Raw genomic sequence first — 17,731 nt, 5'->3', positions numbered from 1 at the left:
CCTCCTGTGTTGATCAAGAGGTTTTGGTCTGGACCCGTCGCTCTGGAGACCAAAACCTCCTGATCAACGGGGCATTCCGGGGGTGGGGTGGGGGCGGAGTTCGGAGAGGGCGGAGGCGAAGCCGTGCAGGAGGTCGGTGGCCTCCGTGAGGCGGGTGGCGGCGGGGTGTTCGAGTTGGGGGCGGTACTCCTCGGCGAGGTAGCCGGCGGCGGCCACCACCAGACGCTCGTACGCCGCCACACCTGCCTCCAACTGACCGGTCAGCGCCTCGTGCGCTTCGGCCAGCGGTGGCCGGGCGTCGGCCGGGGCGAGCCGGACGGCGCGTTCCACGCTGGCGACCTGGTGCGCCAACTCACGCAGGGAGTGCTCGGCGACGCTCGCCTCCGCGACCGCCGGCTCGGCGAGACCGGTGAGTCGGTCCGTCATCCCGGCCATGGTGGTGGCGGCCCGGTCCAGCCGTTCCCACGGACCGGCGGCGCTGGTGCCGCGCAGTGCGGTGCGGGTACGGACCCGGCGCACCTCGGCCACCACCCCGGCACCGGCGGGCAGCCGTTCCACGGCGGCCACCAGGCGGGCCCGGTTGCGGGCGGCGGCCTGGGCCGGATCGAGGGCGGGCGGAGCCGGCTGGGCGGCCAACGCCCGCAGGTCCACCCAACGCCAGGCGGCCAACGCGGTGGTGGCGCCCGCAGCGGCGGCCCAGACCGCGTCGGCCAGCCCGATCCCGGCGTACGGAGTCAGAATGACCGTCGCGCCGCCGAACCCACCGGCCAGGACGCTCCACCGACGCGCGGAGCGGCGCAGCTTGCCCAACCGCCGGAAGTACCGGGTGCGTTCGTCTGCTGCCACCGTGGCCTCCTCGATCCCCCGCTCAACCAGCGGCGCTGGTGTCCCCGGTGCCCCGGTCCCGATTCATGGTCGCCCTGATCTCGTCCAGTCGGGCGACGGCCGGGTCGGCGGTCGCCGGCTGCGGAGCGCCGACCGCGCCCTGCCCGGTGCCGGCACCGAGCTGCTCACCGGCCATGCTCGCCCGGATCTGGTCCAGCCGGGCGGTGCCGGCGGTGTCCAGGGTGGCCTTCTGGATCTCCAACATCCGCCCCTCGGCCGAGTTGCTGGCCAGCTCGGCACGGCCCATGGCGTTGGCGTAGCGCCGCTCGATGCGGTCGCGGACCTCGTCCAGGCTGGGCGTCGTGCCGGGCGCGGTGAGCGCCGACATCGACTCCAACGACGCGGCCACGCTCTCCTGCATCTTGGCCTGCTCAAGCTGGCTGAGCAGCTTGGCGCGCTCGGCCAGCTTCTGCTGGAGGATCATGGAATTGTTCTCCACCGCCCGGCGGGCCTGCCCGGCGGCGGCGAGCGCCTGATCGTGCAGCGTCTTCAGGTCCTCCGCGGCCTGCTCGGCGGAGACCAGCTGGGTGGCCAGCGTCTGCGCGGACTGCTCGTAGCGCCCGGCCTCGACCTCGTCACCCTTGGCCCGGGCCTGGTCGGCGAGGACCAGCGCCTGCCGGGCGTTGCTCTGCAACCGCTCGACGTCGGACATCTGCCGGGACAGCTTCATCTCCAGCTGACGCTGGTTGCCGATCACCGCGGCGGCCTGCTGGACCAACGCCTGGTGCTGCCGGTGCGCCTCGTCGATGGCCTGTTGGAGCTGCACCTTGGGATCGGCGTGCTCGTCGATACGGGCGCCGAAGAGCGCCATCAGGTACTTCCAACCCTTGACGAACGGGTTCGCCATCTCCGCGGTATCCCCTCAGTAACGTCGCTGCGCCAGCCCCCATGTCGGGTGGCCCAGCTCGGCCACCGGCGATGGTGGGTCCATCGTCCCAGCCGAGCACCAGCACGACATCCGTACCGGCGACGAGGGGACGTATGCGATCAACCCTACGCGGCGGTCGCCACCGCGACCATCCGCCACTGAGCCCTTCGCGCGTTCAGGCGGCGCAGACCACGTCCCGGTCGGTGCGGTCGGCGGGCCGGACCCGGGTGCTGCGCAGGGTCGCCTTGAGCGGGGACTCCTGACGCACCGATACCGCGACACCGTCCGCGCTGACCTGGCGTACGGAGCGGTTCGTCGCCGCGCCCACCGTCGCGGTGACCGGGGTCGACTCGGCCGGCTCGTCCTGCATGGGCACGAGCACACCAGGCAACTGCTCGGCGAGCGCCACGGTGTCGCTCACCTCTCGCAGCAACTCGGAGAGGCGGGCGCCCAGCGCATCGCAGATCGCCGCGAGCAGTTCGCTTGAGGGTTCCTTCTGGCCGCGTTCGATCTCGGACAGGTAACCCAGGCTGACGTTGGCCGCGGACGAGACCTCGCGCAGCGTGCGGTGCTGCCCCTGCCGGCGCGCCCGTAGAGCGTCACCGATCACCCGGCGTAGCAGGACCATCGCACCTCCCCTGGGGGACAGAGTACGCCTGACCGTGCGGCCGGGCGGCGGCACCGGCTCCGATCGACGGAGCCTTCCCGCAACCGTACCCGCTATGGGCCGCCACGACATCCCACCCCGCCCGGCTACTCCGCTGCGTAACCGCCGCGGCCACCGCCGCCGGCCGCCGCCGTGACGCCTTCGGAAAGCTGCGCATGCTCGGTGAGCAGCCGCAACGCCTCGGTCACCGAGGCGCCCCGGATCTGGTCCCGCCCGCCGTCGAGGTGCAACTCGCGTACCTCGGTGCCATCGGGGCCGGCGACCGCGACGAAGACCAGCCCGACCGGCTTGCCGTCCTGCGGTTCCGGGCCGGCCACACCGGTGGTGGCCAGGCCCCAGTCGGCCCCGCAGCGCTGCCGCCCACCCTCGGCGAGCGCCGCCGCCACGTCGGCGTCGACCGGGCCACGCTCCGCCAGCAGTTGCGCCGGTACGCCCGCCAGCCACTCCTTCAGCTCGGTCGCGTACACCACCAGCCCGCCCCGGTAGACGGCGCTCGCCCCGGCGATCTCCACGATCGTGGCGGCCAGCAGTCCCCCGGTCAGCGACTCGACGGTGGCCAGGGTCTCCCGCCGCTCGGTGAGGCGGTGCACCACGCCGGCCGCCGCGCGGCCCATCGATCCTTCGGCTTCTCTCACACCCACGACTGGCATCCTTCCCGACCGGACCGGTTCCTACTCGCCACCAGGCGGGATTTCAGCTGGCAGAGGCGGCACCGGCTCAGTCGCGAGCGCGTCGCAGCCGCAGGGCCTGGGCGATGTAGTCGAATCCGGTGACGACCGTCACCACGACCGCCGCACCCATGATCCAGGGACCGATCACGGCCAGCCCGTCCGGCATCGGCCACAGGTACCAGACGATGGCCAGGATCTGCAGGGCGGTCTTGACCTTGCCGCCACGGCTGGCGGCGATCACCCCCCGCCGGATCACCCAGAACCGCAGGGCCGTGATGCCGAGCTCGCGAGCGAGGATGAGCCCGGTCACCCACCAGGGCAGCCGGTCGTACCAGGACAGCAGCAGCAGGGCGGCACCGGTGAGCGCCTTGTCGGCGATCGGATCGGCCACCTTGCCGACCGCGGTGATCAGCCCGAACCGGCGGGCGATCCAGCCGTCGACCAGATCCGTCGCCGAGGCGACGGCGAAGATCAGGCAGGCGGTGATCTGCCACCCGGCGTGGGTCATGCCCGAAACGATCACCGAGGCGGCGAAGACCGGTACGAGCAGCAGCCGCAGGGCGGTCAGCCCGTTGGCGGCGTTCACCACCGGCACCCGGGCCGCCACCGGAGCCGGTGTCGACTCGGTCGCGCCGGTCATCGGCCCACGCTCGGGCACCCCATGCTGTCGTTCCCTCTCGTCTCGGCCCGCCGTCACCGTGTCGCGCCGGGCGCCGCCGAGATCATCTCATCCGGCACCGCCAGCAGGTCCACTCCCTCCGTGCCGGTCACGGTGGCCCGGACCAGGTCACCCGGGCGAAGCGCGGCCAGGTCGACGCCACCGTCGTCGGGCGCGACGAGGGTGGTCGAACCATCGACTTCCGGTGCCTGGTGCGCGGCTCGTCCCTCGACGACGTCGCCCTCGATCGAGTCGACAAGCACCTCGACTGTCGTGCCGAGCCGGTCCTCGGCACGCTGCGAGCACAGCTCGTCGGCGAGCGCGCTGAGCTTGTCGTACCGACGCTTGATGGTGGCGGCGGAGACCTTGCCGGGCAGCCCGGCGGCCTCGGTGCCGTCCTCGTCGCTGTAGTCGAACATGCCGATCGCGTCCAGCCGGGCCTCGGTCAGGAAGCGGACCAGTTCGTCGACGTCGGCCCGGGTCTCGCCGGGGAACCCGACGATGAAGTTGCTCCGGGCCCCGGCCTGAGGGTCCAATTCCCGCGCCGAGGCCAGCAGCTCCAGGAACCGGTCGGTGGAGCCGAAGCGTCGCATCCGGCGCAGCACGGGCTCGCTGGAGTGCTGGAACGACAGGTCGAAGTAGGGCGCGACCCCCGGCGTGGTGGCGATCGCCTCGATCAGGCCGGGGCGGGTCTCGGCCGGCTGGAGGTAGCTGGCCCGGACCCGGACGATGCCGTCGATCGCGGCGAGCTGCGGCAGCAGCTTCTCCAGGGCACGCGGATCACCCAGATCCTTGCCGTACGAGGTGGAGTTCTCGCTGACCAGCACCAGTTCACGGACACCGCTCTTGGCCAGCCACTCCGCCTCGGCGAGCAGCTCGTCCGGGGTACGGGAGACGAAGGCGCCACGGAAGGCCGGGATGGCGCAGAACGCGCAGCGACGGTCGCAGCCGCTGGCCAGCTTGAGCGAGGCCACCGGCCCGCTGTCGAGCCGGCGACGCAGCACCGGGCGCAGATGCGCGGGGGTGTGCTCGTCGACGTCGGCCCCTCGGCCGTGCCCGGGCAGCGACACTGCGCTGTCCCGCCGGGCGACCGGGGTCAACGGCAGCAGCTCACGCCGGTCGCGGGGGGTGTGCGCGGTGAACTCGCGGCCCTCGACCACCGCGTCCAGCCGGGCCGCGATCTGCGGGTAGTCGTCGAAGCTGAGCACCGCCTGGGCCTCGGGCAGGCTGTCGGCCAACTCCCGGCCGTACCGCTCGGCCATGCAGCCCGCGGCGACCACCTTCGCGCCGGTGTCGGCGGCGGCCAGCAGCGTCTGGATGGAGTCCTGCTTGGCCTTCTCCACGAAGCCGCAGGTGTTGACCACCACCACGTCGGCGCCCTCGCCGTCGGTGGTCACCTGCCAGCCGTCGGCGTGCAGGCGGGCGGCCAACTCCTCCGAGTCGACCTCGTTACGGGCACAGCCCAGGGTCAGCAGGGCGACACGGCGACCGTCAGAAGAGGTGGCAGACACCATCCGAGGGTACCGGGCCGCCGCGCCCGGCCCGGCGGGGCGGGCGCGCCGTCCAACGGGTTGGGCACGCTGTCCACCAGGTGGGGCGGGGCGTCCAACGGGTTGGACGGGGCGGATCAGGTCGGGACGGCCGGGGCGAGGGCCCGGACCACCTGGTCGAGCAGGAACACTTCGGTGCCGGCCAGGCCGACCGAGCAGAAGACCGAGACCTGGTCCGCGTCGGTGCGGCCGGGCGCGGCGCCGGCCAGCACCGCTCCCAGGTCGCGCAACCGCGAGGCGTACGGCGCTTCGGCGGCCAGCATCGGTGGCACGTACGCCCCGGCCTGCGCCGGTGAGTCGGTGACCAGCACAGCGGCGGCGTCGAGGAGATCGGTGCCGAATTCGGCCCGGTCGCGCTGTTTGAAGCCGACCGCGTTGACGTGGGTGCCCGGGGCGAGGTCGGCGGCGTCCAGCACCGGTGTCGGGCTGGTGGTGGCGAGCACCACCACGTCGCGGTCACGCACCGCCGCGCGGGCGGTGTCCACGGCACGGGCCGGGACACCCAGCTCGGCGCGGACCCGGTCGGCGAACGCGGTCCGCCGGGCCGCCGAACGGCTGAACACGGTGACCTCACGCAGCGGGCGTACGGCGGCGGCCGCCCAGACCTGGGTCCACGCCTGACCGCCGGCGCCGATCACCCCGAGGGTGCCGGCGTCCGGGCGGGCCAGCGCGTCCACCGCGACCCCACCCAACCCGCCGGTACGTCGGGACCCCAACTCCTCCCCCACGGCCACCGCCCGCACCGCGCCGGTCTGCCCGTCGTGCAGCACCACCACCTGCTCGGCTCCCGGGTGACCGAAGGTGTCGTACGACCGGTAGCCGTACCACCGTCCGGTCAGGTGCCCGGCGGTGAGCACCATCCGGCCCCCGCCCAGCGGCGCGGCGGCCCGGGGCGGGGCCACCAGCCGCCCGTCGTACGCGGCCAGCAGAGCCCGGCGCATGGCGTCCACGGTGGCCGGTGCGTCAAGCGCGGCAGCGACCTGCGGATCGGAGATGAGCAGGGTCATGCCCCCATCGTGCAACGTCAAGCAAGGTTGAGGTCCACCCGAGGTGATCGGCCTCACCCGAGCCGCGGCTTCCCCCGGTGCTACGGTCGGTCCCGGTGGCCCGCGAGGGTCCCCCGGACGAGTCGTGGGCGTACCCGGTCAGGCCAAGACGCCCCGTGCAAGGACCCGACTCGTCCCGCGCCAGGTGGCCCGGGCGACCGCGAAAGGTGACCCCGATGGCCTGGATCGTGCTGGTGCTCTCCGGACTGCTGGAAACGGCGTGGGCGATCGCCCTGGACCGCAGCGCCGGCTTCACCCGTCCCCTCCCCTCCGCGATCTTCGCGGTCACGCTGGTGCTGAGCATGGGCGGACTGGCGTACGCGCTGCGGGAGATCCCCGTCGGCACCGGGTACGCGGTCTGGGTCGGCATCGGCGCGACCGGTACCGCCCTGGTGGGGATGCTCGCGCTGGGCGAGTCGACAAGCCTGCCCCGGATCCTCTGCCTGCTGCTGGTGGTCGCCGGGGTGGTCGGCCTGAAGATCTACCACTGAGCCTCGGCACCGGGGGCGTGACGAACCGCACCAGTGGGTAGAGACCGGACGGCAGACGCAGACTCACCATCCGGAGGCAGACATGGCCACCAGCACCGTTCGTTCGACCAGCGCCGCCCGCATCTGCACCATCGTGGGCTTCGTGTGCGCGGTTCTCGCGTTGCTGCTCAATCCGATCCTCTTCGGAGTCATCGGTCTGGTCCTAGGTGTCGTCGGCGCGGTGCTCGGCGACAAGCCACTCGGCTGGTACGCCGCCGGCGCCAACGTGGTCGCCATGCTGCTCAGCATGTTGATCCTCAGCGCGCTCTGACCCACCAGCACGACGGGCCCGCCGCACCACGCGGCGGGCCCGTGGCATGTCTGCGGCAGGGTCTGCCGCCTACGGTCCTCGCCGCCGGTCGGTCGCTGCCGGCGGTCAGTCCTCGTCGCCGCGCAGGCCCGCCAGGACCTCTTCCAACTCGTCCGGTTTGACAAGCACGTCGCGGGCCTTGGAGCCTTCCGAGGGGCCGACCACGCCCCGGGTCTCCATCAGGTCCATCAGCCGGCCCGCCTTGGCGAAGCCGACCCGCAGCTTGCGCTGAAGCATCGAGGTCGAGCCGAACTGCGAGGTGACCACCAACTCGACCGCCTGCACCAGCAGGTCCAGGTCGTCGCCGATGTCCTCGTCGATCTTCTTCTTGCTGTCCTGCGCGGGAGCCAGCACGTCCGGTCGGAACTCCGGTTCGCGCTGGTCCTTGCAGAACTTCACCACGTCGTTGATCTCGCGCTCGGTGACCCAGGCGCCCTGGATACGGATCGGCTTCGAGGCGCCCATCGGCAGGAACAGCCCGTCGCCGCGGCCCAGCAGCTTCTCCGCGCCCGGCTGGTCGAGGATGACCCGGGAGTCGGCCAGCGACGAGGTGGCGAACGCCAGGCGGGACGGCACGTTGGCCTTGATCAGGCCGGTCACCACGTCCACGCTCGGCCGCTGGGTGGCCAGCACCAGGTGGATGCCGGCGGCCCGGGCGAGCTGCGTGATCCGGACGACGGAGTCCTCCACGTCACGGGGGGCAACCATCATCAGGTCGGCCAACTCGTCGACGATCACCAGCAGGTACGGGTACGGCCGGATCTCCCGCTCGCTGCCCGGCGGCGCCTTGATCTCACCGTTGCGCACCTTGCGGTTGAAGTCGTCGATGTGCCGGACGCCGTTGGCCGCCAGGTCGTCGTAGCGCATGTCCATCTCGCGGACCACCCACTCCAGCGAGTCGGCGGCCTTCTTCGCGTTTGTCACGATCGGCGTGACCAGGTGCGGGATGCCCTCGTAGCCGGTCATCTCGACCCGCTTCGGGTCGATCAGCAGCAGCCGCACCTCGTCCGGCGTGGCCCGGGTCAGGATGGACACCAGCAGCGAGTTGAGGCAGCTCGACTTGCCCGCGCCGGTGGCGCCCGCGATCAGGATGTGCGGCATCTTCGCCAGGTTGGCCACCACGTAGCCGCCCTCGATGTCCTTGCCGAGAGCGACCACCATCGGATGGTGGTCGCTGGTCGCGGCGCGGGAACGCAACACGTCGCCGAGGGCCACGTTCTCCGGGTCGGTGTTCGGGATCTCCACGCCGACGGCGCTCTTGCCCGGAATCGGACTGAGGATGCGGACGTCCGGCGACTTCACCGCGTACGCGATGTTGCGGGAGAGCTGGGTGATCCGCTCGACCTTGACGCCGTGGCCCAGCTCGACCTCGTAGCGGGTGACCGTCGGCCCTCGGGTGAAGCCGGTCACCGCGGCGTCCACATCGAACTGTTCGAAGACGCCGGTGAGTGCGGCGATCACCTCGTCGTTGGCCTTGCTGCGGGTCTTCGGCGCGGCCCCGCTGCCGAGCATGTTCGCCGGTGGCAGGGTGTAGTCGCCGGCCAGGCCGGTCAGCGCGAGCTGTTCGGCCCGGGTCGGTGCCGGCGAGTGCTCCGGCGGCTCGGCCGGCTTGCGGCTCGCGGGCACCCGCGACGGCGGCTTGCGCGGCAGGACGATGGTCTCCTGGAGATCCACATCGCCCGGGTCGTCGAAGTCGTCCGGGTCGAGCGGCGGCGGGGTCCGCTTCGCAGGACGACGCCGGGCCGGCGTGACGGCCGGCTCGTCGGTGTCCTGTTCGGTCTGGCCGATCACGCTGCCGGCGAGCAGGCCGAGCCGCTCAGGGATCTTGTTGATCGGCGTCGCGGTGACCACGAGCAGGCCGAACACCAGCAGCAGGATCAGCAGGGGCACCGCGACCCAGGCGGTGACCGCCCGTTCCAGCACGCTGCCCACACCCGCGCCGACCAGGCCACCGGCGAAGTCCCGCTCACCCGGGTCACCCGGCTGCTGACCGATGTGCAGCATCGCGGCGGTGGCGATCAGCATGGAACCCCAGCCGATCCAGCCCCGGCCGCGGTGCTCGGGGTCACCGGGCTGGCGCATCAGCCGCCACGCACCGATGCCGAGCAGCACCGGCACCACCACGGAGATGGCGCCGAGGAAGAGCCGGACCGTGTCGGCCAGGCGGGCACCGACCGGCCCGGCGGCGGAGAACCAGAGGGCTGCCGCGCTGAGCAGGGCGAGGCCGATCATCAGCAGCCCCGCGCCGTCCCGGCGGTGCTCCGGGTCCAGGTCACGGGCCGAGGCGGCCTGCCGGCCGACGGCGCGTACCGCCCAGCCGACGCCGTGGGCCAGGCCCATCCACAGTGCCCCGACCGCGCGACCGACGTAGGCGGCCGGACCGGGGCCCCGCGAGGTGGTGCGACGCCGCGCCGGGGCGGCCTTCTTCGCCGGTTGACGGGCACGACTGTTCGCGCCAGCACGCGGCGACGCGCCGCGTCGCCGGCTCGCTTGAGAGGTACGGCCCGCCATAGCATCACCGTAACGGCGGGTCCCGCGATACGCCGGTCTTCCTGGTCGGCTCCGCGTGTCGCAACGCGGTCCCCGCCACCTGCCGTGATATTTGCCTGGCGAAGGGATGCCCGATGGCGTCGCCGGAGTACGACGACGGTCTGGACGGCCCGCTGGCCGGGCATCCGGACACGCTACGACCGTTGACCCACGACCTGGTCGCCGCGGTGCTCGCCAACCGGGGCCACGCGGTCACCACCGACGCTGGCGGCAACCTGGTCGGACGATGGGCCGAGGCGCACATCTGGTTCCTGCGCGCCGGCGACCTCGGAGAACTGCTCCAGGTCCGTACGGTCGCCACGCACACCTTCCCGGTGGAGCTCGTACCGAGGCTGCACGAGTTCTGCAACGGCTGGAACCGGGACCGGTTCTGGCCGAAGGCGTTCGTGCACGTCGACGACGCCGGGCAGGCCCGGATCTGCGGCGAGGTCATCACCGACCTGGAACGGGGAGTGACACCGCACCAGCTGGACCGCCTGCTCGACCGGGGCATCGTCACCGGCTGCGGGCTGGCCACCGAGGTGGGACAGATCCTGGGGACGGCACCCCGGTGAGCGGGTGGGCCACCGGCCGCCGCAGCCGGCCACGGATGTCGACGCCGGCCGACGGACGGGCCGACCGGGGTCCCGCCGACCTGCTGGCCGACGCGCGTGACAGGCCCGACGGCGAGGCGCGCATCGCCGAACTGGAACGCGTCGCCGCCCTCGCCGAGGCCACCGGCGATGCCGGGTCCGCGATGGACGCCTGGGCCGAACTGGTCGAGGCCCACCTGCGTGGCGGCCAACGGTGGCGGCTCTTCGAGCCCGTCCGGCGCTGCCTCGACACGGCCCGCCGGCCGCAGCGCCCCGGCGGCGGCAGGCGCCCCGTCGGCCCGGACGACGAGACGCTGCGCCGCTACCAGCGGTACGCCGTCGAGGCCCTGCTCGGCACCTCCCGCATCGGCCTCGACCAGGCCCGGACCGTACTGGACGGGCTGGACGACCCGGCGCGCCACGACGGCGAGGCCCTCGTCGCCCAACTGCGCTGCCGCATCGCCGACCACGTCGGGGACGAGCCCACCGCCCGACACTGGCTGCGACGCTGGCAGACCGCCGGCCCGGACCCGGCCGCCGGCTGCCCCGACTGCCTGCCCGTACGCCAGGCCGAACTGCTCGCCGGCTGGGGTGACTGGGCCGAGGCGCTCGCCGCCGTCGAACCCCTGCTCGACGGTACGGTCGGCTGCACCGCCCAGCCCGAGGCCGCGTTGGCCGGTGCGCTGCTGCCGTGGTTGCGGGCGGGCGCGGCGCAGCGGGCGGCGCAGGCGCACGTGCGGGCGTACCGTCGCCACCGCGTCGCCCCGGACGGGTTCGACCACCTCGCCACCCATCTGCGGTTCTGCGCGCTCGGCGGCCACCTCGACCGTGGGCTGGAGATCCTCGTCGAGCAGGTGCCCCGGCTCGACCAGCCGCACGACGACCTGGCCGTGATGGAGTTCGCCGCAGCTGGCGCGCTGGTCTGCGCCCTGGCCGCCGAGCAGCGCGGCGACCGGACGGTACGCCGGCCGGCGTACCACGGGCGGCCCGCCGCGACGGTCACGGTGGCGGCCCTCGGTGCGGAACTGCTCGCGGTCGCCACCGAGTTGGCCGGCAGCTTCGACGCCCGCAACGGCACCGGACACCAGTCCGGCCGAATGGCCGCCTGGCTGGCCGAACGACCGTCGGCCCCGCCGGTGCCCCTGCCCGCCGACGAACCGATCGACGATGAGCCGATCGACGGCGAACCGGTGGACGGCGGGGATCTGGCGGGCGACGACGAGCCGGCGGGCGAGCGTTGGTCGGACGGCGGAACGGCGGGCGAGCGCCGGAGCATGGCCGAGGAGGAGTTGGGGGCGCTCTCCGTGGCGATGATCACTACGGTGTTGGACCGGCGGGGCGACCGGTACGCCCTCGACAGTGCCGGCACGGTGCTCGGGCGCTGGGGCGACGCGGTGATCCAGTTCCGGCGGGCCGGGGAACGCGGCGACGTGCTGCACGCGCGGGTGGTCGCCGACCGTCGACTGCCGACGGCCCGCCGGGCCGAGGCGTACGCCTTCTGCAACGGCTGGAACCGGGACCGGCTGCTACCCAAGGCGTACGTGCACGATCCCGGTGACGGTGAGCTGGTGTTGGCCGGTGAGGTGGTCACGGACCTGGCGTACGGGGTGGCCCCGGCCCAGGTGACAGTCCTGGTCGACGCGGCGGTACGGACCGGCGTCGCGTACGCCGAGGCGGTCGCCGCCCTGCCCTGACCCCCGCCGGCGCTCGGGCCCGGCCGCGAGCAACCGCGAGCGGGCCCGACCGGCTGGCGTGCCGGCCGGGCCCGGCAGATCAGCGCTGGCCGCTCAGGGCGCGGAAGTTCTGCGTGGTGAGCAGGGTCAGGTTGTTGCGTTGCAGGATTTCGTTGATCGGCTGGTAGAACGTGGTGCCGCCACGGACGCAGTCACCCGAGCCACCGGAGGTGACGCCCTGGGCCTGGTTGCCCGAGATCCACGAGCCGCCGGAGTCGCCGGGTTCGGCGCACACGTTGGTCCGGACCAGCCCGCTGACCAGCCCCTCCGGGTAGCGCACGGTGGCGTTGCGGGCCTGCACGGTGCCGCAGCGGACCCCGGTGGTGGAGCCGGACCGGCAGATCGACGAACCGGCGGGCACCTCCCGCGAGCCGGCGACCCGGGCGATGCCGCCCCGGAAGTCGGTCACCTCCGGCAGCACCCGGGTGTTGCTGTTGACCTGCACGAAGGCCCAGTCGTCGCCGGGGAACGAGGATGCCCGGAAGACGCCCTGCAACTCCCCGTCCGGGCCGGAGGTGCGGGCACCGACCCGGCCGCAGTGCCCGGCGGTGACGTAGCCGCCGACCACCGCGAAGCCGACCGAGCAGCGTCCCGCGCCGACGAAGAACGGCTCACCGCCACGTACGTCGGCGAAGAGTCGCGGCTGCTCCTCGGTGGCCATCCGGACCGCCTGGCGCGGCACCCCGGCGCGGGCCACGAACCGCCACCCGGCTGCCTCGGCACCCGGCTGGGCGAGCACCACGAGACTGTTCGAGGCCACGTCGACGTACCAGCCGGAGACCTGCTGGGCGCGGGCGGCGCTGCGGTCCATTCTGGTCTTGAGCGCATCGAGCTGCCCGACCCCACGCTCGACCACCTTCGGCACCGCCCCGGCGGCACGGACCCGCGCCGCCTCGGCCGGGTCGGCGACCGCCACGTTCAACTGACTGCCGTCGGCGCTGAGCCAACTGCCGCCGTAGTCCGCCCCCAGCTCCGTCCGGAGCTGATCGACCACGCCGCTGGCCCAGCGTTCGGTCTTCAGCCGGGCCGCGACCTGGGTCTCGTCGAGGCCCAGATCCCGGCGCAGCGCCTCGACCACCTGCGGGTCGGCACCCTCCACCGCCGGACCGGCCGGCACCCGCGGCGCACCGCTGTCACCGGCGAACGACGGCAGGGTCACCGCCGCCGCCGCGCCCACCGCGGCCACCACGACACCGATGGCTGTCAATCTTCTGCGGTCCATCCGCCACGCTCCTCCCGGCGGGCGCGGGCACGCCTGCCGGGTCGGAGTACGGGCAGAACCGCCGGACGGTTCAGACTTCGACGACGGTGGGCACGATCATCGGCCGGCGCCGGTAGGCGTCGTTGACCCAGCGGCCCACGGTCCGACGGACGATCTGCTGAAGCTGGTGTGGATCGGTGATCCCGTCCGCAGCGGCCCGGTTCAGCGCCTCGGTCACCAGCGGGATCACCGCGTTGAACGCCGCAGCGTCCTCCGAGAAACCCTTGGCGGAGACGGTGGGACCGGCGACCACCTTGCCGGTGACCGAGTCGACCACGACGGTGGTGGCGATGAACCCGCCGTCACCGAGGATGCGCCGCTCGGTGAGCAGCGACTCGCTGACGTCACCGACGGCGAGGCCGTCGACGTAGACGTACCGACTCTTGACCCGCCCGACCAGGCTGGCGCGGCCCTCGACCAGGTCGACCACGTCGCCGTCCTCGCAGAGCACCACCCGGTCCGGCGCGACGCCGGACTCGATGCCCAGTCGCGCGTGCGCCCGCAGGTGCCGCCACTCGCCGTGCACCGGCATCAGGTTGCTCGGGCGTACGACGTTGAGCAGGTAGAGCAGCTCGCCGGCCGGGGCGTGGCCGGAGACGTGCACCTTGGCCACGTCCTTGTGCACCACCACGGCACCGGCGCGGGCCAGGCGGTTGATCACCCGGTAGACCGAGGTCTCGTTGCCGGGCACCAGCGAGGAGGCCAGCACCACGGTGTCGCCGGGGGCGATGGTGATGTGCCGGTGATCACCGCTGGCCATCCGACCCAGGGCGCTCATCGGCTCCCCCTGCGAGCCGGTGGACATCAGCACGATCTGCTCCGGCGGCATCGAGGTCGCCTCGTCCAGGCCGACGACCAGGCCGGCTGGGATGTTCAGCAGGCCGAGGTCGCGGGCGATGCCCATGTTGCGCACCATCGACCGGCCGATCAGGGCTACCTTGCGGCCGTGCTCCAGCGCCGAGTCGAAGACCTGCTGCACCCGATGCACGTGGGAGGCGAACGAGGCGACGATGATCCGGCCGCGGGCCTTCGCGAAGATCGAGTCGAGGACCGGGCCGATCTCCCGTTCCGGCGTGACGAAGCCGGGGATCTCCGCGTTGGTGGAGTCCGACAGCAGCAGGTCGACACCCTCGGCGCCGAGCCGCGCGAACCCGGCCAGGTCGGTGATCCGCCCGTCCAGCGGAAGCTGGTCCATCTTGAAGTCGCCGGTGTGCAGCACCAGCCCGGCCGGCGTACGGATGGCCACCGCCAGCGCGTCCGGGATCGAGTGATTGACGGCGAAGAACTCACACTCGAACGGGCCGAGCCGCTCCCGGCCGCCCTCGCGCACCGTCAACGTGTACGGCTGGATCCGCCGCTCGGCCAGCTTCGCCTCGACCAGCGCCAGGGTGAACTGCGAGCCGACCAACGGAATGTCGGCCTTGTGGGCGAGCAGGTACGGCACGGCGCCGATGTGGTCCTCGTGACCGTGGGTCAGCACGATCGCCTGGATGTCGTCGAGCCGGTCGAGGATGGGCCCGAAGTCGGGCAGGATCAGGTCGACGCCGGGCTGCTCCACATCGGGGAAGAGCACCCCACAGTCGACGACCAGCAACTTCCCGTCGTACTCGAAGACGGTCATGTTCCGACCGATGGCGCCGAGCCCACCGAGCGGGATGATCCGCAATCCGCCCTCCGGCAGCGGCGGGGGAAGTTGAGCCTCCTCGTTGTGCGCCTCGGTCACGCGCTCACCTCATTCTGTGACGCCGTCACCCGGCGTCCGTCCGGTCGTTTGATCATTCGGGAAGTGGTAGGCCCGCTGCCGCGCAGTCGGCGCGCAGCTGAGCCACCTGGTCCTCGGTGGCGTCCACCAACGGCGAGCGGACCGGGCCGGCCGGTAGGCCCTGCACGGTCAGGCCGGCCTTGACCAGGATGGTGCCCTGGGTACGGAAGATCCCGGTGAACAGCGGCAGCAGTCGACGGTGCAGCGTCAACGCGGTCGACATGTCCCCTGCGTCGTACGCCTCGATCATCCGCTTGGTGTCCGCGCCGCTGAAGTGCGTCGAGGTGCCGACCACGCCGACGGCACCGACAGCCAACGCGGGCAGCGTGAGCGAGTCCTCGCCACTGTAGTACGCCAGGTCCGTACGGCTGGTCACCCAACTGGTGGCGGTCAGGTCGCCCTTGGCGTCCTTCACCGCGACGATGCGGCCGTGCTCGGCGAGCCGGACCAGAGTCTCGGTCTCGATCGGCACACCGGAGCGGTGCGGGATGTCGTACAGCATCACCGGCAGCCCGGTGGCGTCGGCCACCGCGGTGAAGTGTCGCAGCAGCCCCGCCTGGGGCGGCTTGTTGTAGTACGGGGTGACCACCAGCAGCCCGTGCGCACCGGCCTTCTCCGCCGAGGCGGCCAGCTCGATGGTGTGCCGGGTGTCGTTGGTGCCCACCCCGGCCAGCACCCGCGCCCGGTCCCCCACGGCCTCCACCACGGTGCGGATCAGCTGTTCCTTCTCAGCCTCCGTGGTGGTCGGCGACTCGCCGGTGGTGCCGTTGATCACCAGCGCGTCGTTGCCCTGCTCAGCGACGAGATGGTTCGCCAGCCGCGCGGCGCCGTCCAGGTCGAGCGTGCCCTCGGCGGTGAACGGGGTCACCATGGCGGTGATCACCCGGCCGAAGGGGCGGGACACCGCCCGTGCCGGGGCGTCAACGTGGTCGTGCGTCATGGTGACAACCTATCGGACAGCGACTGGAGGACTGCCGGGGAAGGGTGGCATGCGCCCCGGGCGGGCAGCGCCCGGAACCCGCTCAGGACTGCTCGGCGAGCGGGCTCGCCGCGACCTCGGTGCCGTCGGGCAGGGTCGAGATGACGAAGTCGGCGAAGACGTTCGGCGCGACCCGCTGCAACTGCCGCAGGCACTCCACCGCCAGCTCGCGGATCTCCACGTCGGCGTGCTCGGTGGCCCGCATCGCGATGAAGTGCCGCCAGGCGCGGTAGTTGCCGGACACCACGATGCGGGTCTCGGTGGCGTTCGGCAGCACGGCCCGGGCCGCCTGACGGGCCTGCTTGCGCCGCAGCGTCGGGTTGGGCTCGTCGACGAAGTGCCGCTCCAGCCCCTCCAGCAGCTCGTTGTAGGCCCGTACGCTCGCCTCGGCGGCCTCGACGAACCGCTTGTGCAGCTCCGGGTCCTCGGCGATCACCCGCGGCTCGACCATCGCCGCGTCCCGCTCCGGCACGTACCGCTGGGACAGCTGCGAGTACGAGAAGTGCCGGTGCCGGATCAGCTCGTGGGTGAACGAACGCGACACCCCGGTGAAGTAGAAGCTGACCGACCCGTGCTCCAGCACGGAGAGGTGCCCGACCTCCAGGATGTGCGCGAGGTAACCGGCGTTGGTGGCGGTGGCCGGGTTCGGCTTCTTCCAGCTCTGGTAACAAGCCCGCCCGGCGAACTCGGCGAGCGCCTGCCCGCCGTCGGCGTCCGTCGACCACGGCACGTCCTGCGGCGGCTCAAAATGAGTCCACGCGATCAACCTGACCTGGGGCTGCACCATCTCCGGCATTCCGCGACTCTAACCCCACCCCTCCCCCGCCCCCACACCCTCCCCACCCCACCCACCACTCCGCGATCTTGCACTTGTGGTCGCCGAGATGCACCCTTCACCCCTTATGCCGCGACCAGAACTGCAAGATCGCGGGCGCGGGGGGGTGGGGAGGGTGGGGTGGGGGTGGGTTAGACGTAGAGGGTGGTGAAGGGGTACCAGGGGAGGTTGCGGGCTACGGAGAAGGCGAGCCAGGCGGCGAGGAAGACGCCGACCGCCTTCGGGCCGACGCGCAGCTCCGGCAGTCGCCAACCGAACGCCTGCTTGCCGGCCCAGGCGATGAAGAAGTACGCCAGGAAGGGCAGCGCGAAGACGAAGAGGAAATGGTGCCGGGCGGCGGCGGGCAGGTCGGCGTGCAGCACGTACCACAGCGCGCGGGTGCCACCACAGCCCGGACAGTCCAGCCCGGTGGTCAGCTTGAGCAGGCAGCTCGGCAGGGCGTCCGGCGCCGACCGGGTGGGGTCGCTGATCAGGGTGTAGCCGATGCCCGCGCCGACACAGCCGAGCGCGGCCAACGGCACCACCCAGCGGGGCGTACGAGCGTGCACCCGCGCGACGAACCGGGACAGCCGATCCGACTCGACCACCGGATAGCCGCCCGGATATCCCTGCGGCCACTCACCCGGCCCCACACCATGCGGCGCACCAGCCCCCGGCCCGACACCGCCCGGCCAGGCTCCGTCCGCCCCGGCAGGGGTCGGCCCCGCTTCGCCCCGCCCGACAGCACCGGGTGCGGCGGGGGCCTGCCCGACACCGCTCGGCGCGGCGCTGCCCGATGGGGCACCGGGTGCGGTGGGGGTTGGTTCGCCGGTCGGCTGGTGCGGCTGGGCGGGCGGCTGGTCAACGCTCGTCAC

The 17,731-nt window shown here is 72.6% G+C and carries 17 protein-coding genes and 1 riboswitch; of the genes, 4 read left to right on the top strand and 13 right to left on the bottom strand.

Annotated features, from left to right (window positions below):
• Positions 1–63: 63 nt before the first annotated feature.
• The 7 genes from pspM to VAB18032_RS07555 form a co-directional block, all read right to left on the bottom strand.
• Positions 64–846 (bottom strand): phage shock envelope stress response protein PspM, encoded by a 783-nt coding sequence (gene pspM / locus VAB18032_RS07585; protein ID WP_013732208.1) that lies wholly within the window; start codon positions 844–846, stop codon positions 64–66.
• 22 nt (positions 847–868) lie between these two features.
• A complete protein-coding gene (locus VAB18032_RS07580; RefSeq protein ID WP_013732207.1) occupies positions 869–1,732 on the bottom strand; it encodes a PspA/IM30 family protein in 864 nt (287 codons plus the stop codon).
• 196 nt (positions 1,733–1,928) lie between these two features.
• The gene (locus tag VAB18032_RS07575) at positions 1,929–2,381 is read right to left on the bottom strand and encodes a helix-turn-helix domain-containing protein (RefSeq protein WP_013732206.1); all 453 of its coding nucleotides are present in this window, start codon (positions 2,379–2,381) and stop codon (positions 1,929–1,931) included.
• A gap of 125 nt (positions 2,382–2,506) precedes the next feature.
• The gene (locus tag VAB18032_RS07570; protein WP_013732205.1) at positions 2,507–3,034 is read right to left on the bottom strand and encodes a CinA family protein; all 528 of its coding nucleotides are present in this window, start codon (positions 3,032–3,034) and stop codon (positions 2,507–2,509) included.
• Positions 3,035–3,137: 103 nt separating this feature from the next.
• Positions 3,138–3,731 carry a CDP-diacylglycerol--glycerol-3-phosphate 3-phosphatidyltransferase gene (gene pgsA / locus VAB18032_RS07565; protein WP_043720008.1) on the bottom strand — a complete coding sequence of 198 codons (594 nt, stop codon included), beginning with the start codon at positions 3,729–3,731 and terminating at the stop codon, positions 3,138–3,140.
• Positions 3,732–3,784: 53 nt separating this feature from the next.
• Positions 3,785–5,263 carry a 30S ribosomal protein S12 methylthiotransferase RimO gene (gene rimO, locus VAB18032_RS07560; RefSeq protein ID WP_013732203.1) on the bottom strand — a complete coding sequence of 493 codons (1,479 nt, stop codon included), beginning with the start codon at positions 5,261–5,263 and terminating at the stop codon, positions 3,785–3,787.
• Positions 5,264–5,376: 113 nt separating this feature from the next.
• Positions 5,377–6,306, bottom strand: a complete 930-nt coding sequence (locus VAB18032_RS07555) for an ornithine cyclodeaminase family protein (protein WP_013732202.1) — start codon at positions 6,304–6,306, stop codon at positions 5,377–5,379.
• A gap of 92 nt (positions 6,307–6,398) precedes the next feature.
• Positions 6,399–6,464, top strand: a riboswitch (guanidine-III (ykkC-III) riboswitch).
• Positions 6,465–6,521: 57 nt separating this feature from the next.
• On the opposite strand from VAB18032_RS07555, the gene VAB18032_RS07550 reads away from it, so the two are divergent.
• Together VAB18032_RS07550 and VAB18032_RS07545 are read left to right on the top strand one after the other, a co-directional pair.
• A complete protein-coding gene (locus tag VAB18032_RS07550) occupies positions 6,522–6,836 on the top strand; it encodes a DMT family transporter (protein WP_013732201.1) in 315 nt (104 codons plus the stop codon).
• An 82-nt stretch (positions 6,837–6,918) separates the two neighbouring features.
• On the top strand, positions 6,919–7,146 hold the full coding sequence (locus VAB18032_RS07545; RefSeq protein WP_013732200.1) for a hypothetical protein: 228 nt from the start codon (positions 6,919–6,921) through the stop codon (positions 7,144–7,146).
• 105 nt (positions 7,147–7,251) lie between these two features.
• Here the strand turns inward: VAB18032_RS07545 and VAB18032_RS07540 are convergent, their stop codons facing one another.
• Positions 7,252–9,696, bottom strand: coding sequence for a DNA translocase FtsK (locus tag VAB18032_RS07540; protein WP_043720003.1), 2,445 nt, complete (start codon positions 9,694–9,696; stop codon positions 7,252–7,254).
• 113 nt (positions 9,697–9,809) lie between these two features.
• Here VAB18032_RS07540 and VAB18032_RS07535 point away from each other — a divergent pair, with 113 nt between their 5' ends.
• Together VAB18032_RS07535 and VAB18032_RS07530 are read left to right on the top strand one after the other, a co-directional pair.
• Positions 9,810–10,289 (top strand): type III secretion system chaperone family protein, encoded by a 480-nt coding sequence (locus VAB18032_RS07535; RefSeq protein ID WP_013732198.1) that lies wholly within the window; start codon positions 9,810–9,812, stop codon positions 10,287–10,289.
• A 35-nt stretch (positions 10,290–10,324) separates the two neighbouring features.
• Complete coding sequence (locus tag VAB18032_RS07530; protein WP_043723379.1) at positions 10,325–12,001, top strand: type III secretion system chaperone family protein; 1,677 nt, start codon at positions 10,325–10,327, stop codon at positions 11,999–12,001.
• Between the two features lie 79 nt (positions 12,002–12,080).
• On the opposite strand, the gene VAB18032_RS07525 is transcribed toward VAB18032_RS07530, so the two are convergent.
• The 5 genes from VAB18032_RS07525 to VAB18032_RS07505 form a co-directional block, all read right to left on the bottom strand.
• A complete protein-coding gene (locus tag VAB18032_RS07525) occupies positions 12,081–13,262 on the bottom strand; it encodes a S1 family peptidase (protein WP_013732196.1) in 1,182 nt (393 codons plus the stop codon).
• Positions 13,263–13,332: 70 nt separating this feature from the next.
• Positions 13,333–15,024 (bottom strand): ribonuclease J, encoded by a 1,692-nt coding sequence (locus tag VAB18032_RS07520; protein WP_013732195.1) that lies wholly within the window; start codon positions 15,022–15,024, stop codon positions 13,333–13,335.
• Between the two features lie 52 nt (positions 15,025–15,076).
• Positions 15,077–16,003, bottom strand: coding sequence for a 4-hydroxy-tetrahydrodipicolinate synthase (gene dapA, locus VAB18032_RS07515; protein ID WP_013732194.1), 927 nt, complete (start codon positions 16,001–16,003; stop codon positions 15,077–15,079).
• Positions 16,004–16,085: 82 nt separating this feature from the next.
• Complete coding sequence (gene thyX, locus VAB18032_RS07510) at positions 16,086–16,829, bottom strand: FAD-dependent thymidylate synthase (protein ID WP_043723373.1); 744 nt, start codon at positions 16,827–16,829, stop codon at positions 16,086–16,088.
• A gap of 179 nt (positions 16,830–17,008) precedes the next feature.
• Positions 17,009–17,731: a DUF2752 domain-containing protein gene (locus VAB18032_RS07505; protein WP_081476049.1), complete on the bottom strand. Its 723-nt coding sequence runs from the start codon at positions 17,729–17,731 to the stop codon at positions 17,009–17,011.

It is taken from the genome of Micromonospora maris AB-18-032, from assembly GCF_000204155.1.
GTDB classification, from domain to species: Bacteria; Actinomycetota; Actinomycetes; order Mycobacteriales; family Micromonosporaceae; genus Micromonospora; species Micromonospora gifhornensis.
Note: the sequence above shows the minus strand (reverse complement) of the source record. Positions and strands in the feature narration are given on the sequence as shown.